The following is a 4276-nucleotide window of genomic DNA, read 5'->3' as shown; positions in this document are numbered from 1 at the left end:
CGTCCGGGACGCTCCCCCGCACGCACCTCTGCTTCCCCCCCGCTCACAACGTCCCCCGAACCGCCCGCTCGACATGGCTCGCTCATCGATCCCCGCCGCCCTCGTCGGGTGGCTCTCCCTGACGGTCGGCCTGACCGCCGCCCCCGCCGCCTGCGCCGCCGAGACCAAGGCCACGGTTCAGGACCAGTCCGCCGCCCTCGCCCGGCGGGTCGCCGAGGTCGCGGAGGGCAAGCCGGTGCGGATCGGCCAGTTCACCCCGGTCGGCCTGAACGCGAACTTCGGCCCCGGCCTGGAGGAGTCGTTGAAGACGGCGCTGGAGGCCGCGAAGGCCCGCGTGGTGAAGGACGGCGCCGCCTACGAGGTGCACGGCACCTACGCCTTCGCCAAAACCCGCAGCCCGGAGTTCGCCGGCCGCAAGGTGGTGAAAGTGGACGCGGAGGTGGTGGACTTGGAGTTCGCTGAGACCGTCACCCGCATCCCCCTGCTCATCGACGCCGACGAGGAAGTCGCCGAGGTGATCGGCGTCACCGGCACGATCGCCGAGCCCGCCCCCAAACCGGACGCCGCCCCCGCCGATCGCGACAGACGCCGCAACGACCTGGAGAGCCTCGAGGAGGAACCCACCGCGGTGGTGCGGAACGGCAGCCGGGTGCTGCCGGACGCCGAAAGCCTGTTCGCCGTCGAGGTGATGGCCGGCCCCTCCCTCAACCAACTGAGCCCCCGGGCGGCCAAGGTGCAGGACGGTCAGGTGTTCGTCGATCTGGATCTGGGCGAGGTCTTCCAACTGCGGATTCATAACGACTCCGAGGAGGAGATCGCCGTGAAGGCCTCGCTGGACGGCCTGAACAGCTTCCACTTCACCGACGAAATCCACCGCACCGCCGACGGCAAGCTGACGGTCGGCCCGCATTATATTTACGAGCCGGGGCAGACCCTCGACATCCCCGGCTGGTTCCTGCGGATGCAGGGGGAGAACAATTATCAGGCGTTCTCCGTGGTGGAGTACGGCGCCGGGGCGGCGTCCTCGCAGGGCCGCGGGGCCAGCGGCCGGATCGGCGTGATCCACGTGCAGTTCGCGGACGTCGCTCCCCCCGGCAAGGCCCAGGACCTGGTGCCGGGCGGCAGGGGGACGAAGTCCCTGGAAATCGGCCGGGGCGAGGGCATCACCGCCGACCAGCAGTCCGTTCGCCGCGAGGTGTTGCCCCCCTTCGCGTTCGTCACGATCCGCTACGATCGCCCCCGCTGAACCGGCGGTCCTAATACTACAGTTGTAGGACGGCGACCGGACCGGCAGAGTCTGAGCGTTCTGGAGCTTGCCTGCAAGAAGTTCGGCGGTGATCGCGGTTCGCGTTCGGGAGGTCCGGCGGTGGGCGCGGGAGGTCGACGCCGCGGCGGTGCGGATCCGGCGGCTGTGCGCCCGCCGGCAGTTGCGAGCGTGGGCCGGGCAGTACCTGCGGGGCTTAATAGATCGAGTTGAACGCAAGAACGGTTGGCAGCTTGCCGAAGAGTTCGGCGAGGCGACGCCGACAAACCTCCAGTATTTCGTCGCCCGGGCGCGCTGGAACGCCAACGCGGTCCGCGACGACCTGCGGAGCTACGCGGTCGAGCGGTTGTGCGACTCGAGGAAGAACGACGGAATCGACGAGCCTGTGCTGATCGTGGACGAGACCGGGTTTTTGAAGAAGGGGACCAAGTCGGTCGGCGTGACGCGGATATATTCCGGAACGGCGGGCCGGATCGAGAATTGTCAGATCGGCGTGTTTCTGGCTCTGAAGACGCCCCGCGGCCACGCCCTGATCGACCGGGCCCTGTATCTGCCGCGGGAGTGGGCCGACGGCGCCGACCGCCGGGCCGAGGCCAAGGTGCCCGCAGAGGTCGCGTTCCGGACGAAGCCGACGCTGGCCTGCGACATGGTCGAACGGGCGTTGGACGCCGGCGTGCCCTGCGATTGGGCGACCGCCGACGAGGCCTACGGCGCCGACTCCCGCTTCCGCCGGTTGCTGGAGGACCGGGGCGTGGGGTTCGTCGTGGCGGTCCCGAAGGCCTAGCGGCTGTGGGCGCCGGGGTTTCGGCAGCTGAAGGTTGAAGACTACGCGAAAAGGTTTGTGGGCGACCCCGCCGACCCTGACGGCGACTGGGAGGAACTGTCCTGCGGCTTCGGCACGAAAGGCGAGCGGCGGTACCGCTGGGCGGCGATCCGGTTCGGGGCGGCGTTGGAGCAGGAGGACGGCCGCGTCTTTCGCAAGGCGCTGCTGGTCCGCGAGAGCCTGACCGAATCCACGGCCGGCGCGGCCGAGCGGGCCTACGACCTGACCTGCTCGCCGAAGGGGACGACGCTGCGAAAGCTGGCGGAGGTCGCCGGCGCCCGCTGGGCGATTGAAGTCTGTTTCGAGCAGGCCAAGCAGGAGACCGGGCTGGACGGCTACGAGGTCCGCGGCTGGGACGGCTGACATCGGCACGTGACGCTCTCGATGCTGGCCCACGCGTCTCTGACGGCGATCCGTGTGCAGGCCGCGGAGCGAACCACCGCCCTCAAAAAGCGAACGAAGCCGCGGACCGAGCGGAGGGCGCCGACGCCGACGACGCCCTGATCCCGCTGACGGTTCCCGAGGTCCGCCGCGTGCTGGTCCGACTGATCTTCGCCCGCCGCCGCCTCGGCGTGGTCGCCTCGGCGTGGTCGCGTTGGCGTGGTCGCGTTGGCGACGGCGGCATCAACGCCGAGCCCTGCTCAGCCACTACAAAGCCCGCGGCCACGACCCGCCCCGGGCCGCCGTCCTGCAACTGTAGTACTAACGCGGCCGACGGTCCAACGAGGCGGCGACCCCACAGTTGTCCGCGTCTGTGTCCCGAAGGGCGAGTTCGTGAATCTTCGCCCGCACCTGCCGGATGTAATCCGCTCGAATGCGGCTGGCGATCAGCCCAGCCCGGCCCTCGAGAAAGCCGAGTTTCGCCACGTAGTGGTACAAGAACCACAGGTGCGGTTCGCCGGGGGTGCGAACGGCGAGCCGCTTCAGCCACCGGCGCCGTTCTTGGGGGTTGCCGGTCAACTTCGCGACGACGCTGTCTTCGCCGTACCGGCCGGTAGTCAACAGGCGATGCCGGAGATGAGCCTCCCAAGTCGAATAGCGATTGTGGCGGTCTAGGTAGGCCTCCAGCCCCTTAAAATCCTCATGAATCAGCGGGGTGTTCAACCGGCCGATCGGCCCGTCGACGATGAGCCGTTCGTGCACCTCCATATCGAGTGTGTCCCCCGGGACTTCGGCGAGTCGTTCGAATCGCACATGGCCCGGCCGAACGAGGAGCATCGCGTCAAAGCTAAACCCGCCGAACCGAAACCGCCGCCCTAGAAAGTGAAACCCCTTTCGGATCAGGTATGCCGAGGGTCCGCCGATGGGCGAGTCTGGATCGTCCGCGTCATCTCGTAACGCGGCCGCAATCTCGGCCCATAGGGCGGGCGGGACGACCTCATCAGCGTCGAGCAGCAGGACCCACGGGGTGGCGAAATCGAACGTGTCGAGGACCCACTGCCGTTTCTTCGGATAGCCCCCCGCGTGCCGGAATTGCACGACCTCCGCCCCGGCTTCGCGGGCGATCTCGACGGTACCGTCGGCGCTGCCGGAATCCGCCACGACGACCGCGGCAGCAGGACCAAGCGCAGCGAGACACTTCGGCAGATTGGCGGCCTCGTTCCGAACGGCGATAAGCACGGTCACCGGCAACGTGTCGGTCGACCGCAGCTCTTGCACGTCCGGCTCGGTCACGCCGCTGACGTACCCAGGAGGAGCTGCGGCCGGCGGCAGAGCGGTGGCAGTCGTCATGGAAGAATCGTACTGGCGCTTGGGAATCGTTCCTAGACCCTGCCGCGGTTCTGTTCAGAGCGAACCGCAGTTAGGCGTAGCGATATCCGCAGTGGCGGAAATAGCCGCGGCAGTCGGCGGGCGTGATCAGGTCGCAGGCCCGCCCGCACAACTCCCACAGGGCGTCGGTGGTGCGGCGGGCGCCGGTCCGCAGCAGGGTCTTGAACTTGGAGAACGCCGGCTCGATCGGATTGAAGTCCGGGCTGTAGGGCGGCAGGTAGGCCACCCGGGCTTCTGGCGTAGAGCCGGGTCGTCTTCGTCCTGGCCCAGGTCTCGTCGAGAACCAGGACCCGCCGCAGGTCGAGCGTCCTCAGGAACGCGCGCCAGTCGCGGCGGGCGTCGGCGACGTCGGGGCGGAGTTGCTCGGCGGGCAGGAGCGTCTTTTCTTTCGCGTCAGACCCAACGTCCGCAACGCCCGG

General features: G+C 68.6%; 3 protein-coding genes and 1 pseudogene. 2 read left to right on the top strand and 2 right to left on the bottom strand.

Annotated elements, in window-relative coordinates:
- The first annotated feature begins 73 nt into the window (after positions 1 to 73).
- Positions 74 to 1246, top strand: coding sequence for a hypothetical protein (locus ACG2DA_RS21870; protein WP_395258685.1), 1173 nt, complete (start codon positions 74 to 76; stop codon positions 1244 to 1246).
- A gap of 88 nt (positions 1247 to 1334) precedes the next feature.
- Positions 1335 to 2591, top strand: a pseudogene (locus ACG2DA_RS21865) (IS701 family transposase).
- A gap of 198 nt (positions 2592 to 2789) precedes the next feature.
- On the opposite strand, the gene ACG2DA_RS21860 reads toward ACG2DA_RS21865, so the two are convergent.
- Together ACG2DA_RS21860 and ACG2DA_RS21855 are read right to left on the bottom strand one after the other, a co-directional pair.
- Complete coding sequence (locus ACG2DA_RS21860) at positions 2790 to 3818, bottom strand: glycosyltransferase family 2 protein (RefSeq protein ID WP_395258683.1); 1029 nt, start codon at positions 3816 to 3818, stop codon at positions 2790 to 2792.
- A 70-nt stretch (positions 3819 to 3888) separates the two neighbouring features.
- Positions 3889 to 4083 (bottom strand): transposase, encoded by a 195-nt coding sequence (locus ACG2DA_RS21855; RefSeq protein ID WP_395258682.1) that lies wholly within the window; start codon positions 4081 to 4083, stop codon positions 3889 to 3891.
- Between the last annotated feature and the right edge of the window lie 193 nt (positions 4084 to 4276).

The organism is Alienimonas sp. DA493 (genome assembly GCF_043951915.1).
Taxonomy (GTDB): domain Bacteria; phylum Planctomycetota; class Planctomycetia; order Planctomycetales; family Planctomycetaceae; genus Alienimonas.
This window is presented reverse-complemented; position numbering and strand designations above follow the sequence as displayed.